A 1,066-nucleotide genomic window follows, 5' to 3' on the forward strand; every position below is an offset into this window, starting at 1 on the left:
CCGGTGGCGCAGCTCGACACGGCAGCCGGTCACCTCAGCGACCATCTGGCCACGCTCACCGCTGCGCGCACACCGTCCGCTGCGCTTGCGGCGCTGGCCGCGTTGGAAACGGCGTGCCGGGAAGCCCGCGAATGGGTCGCCGTGGACCTGGTCCTCACTGACGGCTGGTCCTACGCCGACATAGGACGGGCGTTGGGCATCAGCCGGCAAGCGGCCAGCAAGGCATACGCCGACGCGGTCCACGCCCGGATGCGCCGCACCATCACCGGCCGAGACGAACCGGTGGTGATCGTGCCGTGTGGTGGGACCAAACGCGACCGGCCTGCACCCGCAGGGCAGATGTACACCGGCAGCTACCACCAGGCGTGCCGACGCGCCGCAGCACGCATCGGCGGGAGGCTGGTCATCCTGTCCGCCCGTCATGGCCTACTCGACCCGGCGACGTGGATCGAGCCCTACGACCTGCGGATGGGTCAGCCCGGCGCGGTCAGTGTGCCCACCCTGCGCGCGCAAGCACGTCGTCTCGGCATCGACGTGGCCGGCACCGTGACCGTGCTGGCCGGTCGGGACTACGCCGACGCCGTATCGGCCGTCTGGCCGCACGCTCACCGGCCACTCGACGGCACCACCGGCATCTGGCAGCAGATGGCGGTGCTGGCCGAGCTGGCGCGCGCAGCGTCAACCACGGTTGCGCCCGACTCCCGCTCTCGCGCTGTCTCGTTCATGGAAGGACACGCCGCATGACCACCACGAACCGTCTCCAGGTCGGGTCCGGGCCGGAAACGATCCGCGTGCTGAAAGCCGCCCTGCTCGACGGCCTGTTGCCGGACACGTACGTGTCGGGTGGGTCGCTGGTGCACATGGAAGCCGTGTCCGGTGGCCTCACCACCGCCACCGACGAAGACTCACCCCTGCCGGTCACGGCGAGCATGGTCACCCCCGCCGGGCTGGCCGGGCTGCTCGCCGACCACGCCTACGTGTACCGGCTCAAGACCCGCAAGAACGACGCCGGTGACCCCGAGGTGTACGAAGACGAGGTCACCCCACCCCGTGAAGTCCTCTCCGC

General features: G+C 70.5%; 1 protein-coding gene and 1 pseudogene. Both read left to right on the forward strand.

Going from position 1 to position 1,066, the window contains the following annotated elements:
• Window positions 1-744, forward strand: a 744-nt coding sequence (locus V6U90_RS33505) for a DUF6884 domain-containing protein (protein ID WP_334445210.1), incomplete at its 5' end; no start/stop codon positions are given.
• Window positions 741-1,066: pseudogene (locus tag V6U90_RS33510) on the forward strand (hypothetical protein); the annotation flags it as partial. The gene V6U90_RS33505 and the pseudogene V6U90_RS33510, both read left to right, overlap by 4 nt.

The sequence above is a fragment of the Micromonospora sp. CPCC 206060 genome (assembly GCF_036906895.1).
GTDB lineage: Bacteria > Actinomycetota > Actinomycetes > Mycobacteriales > Micromonosporaceae > Micromonospora.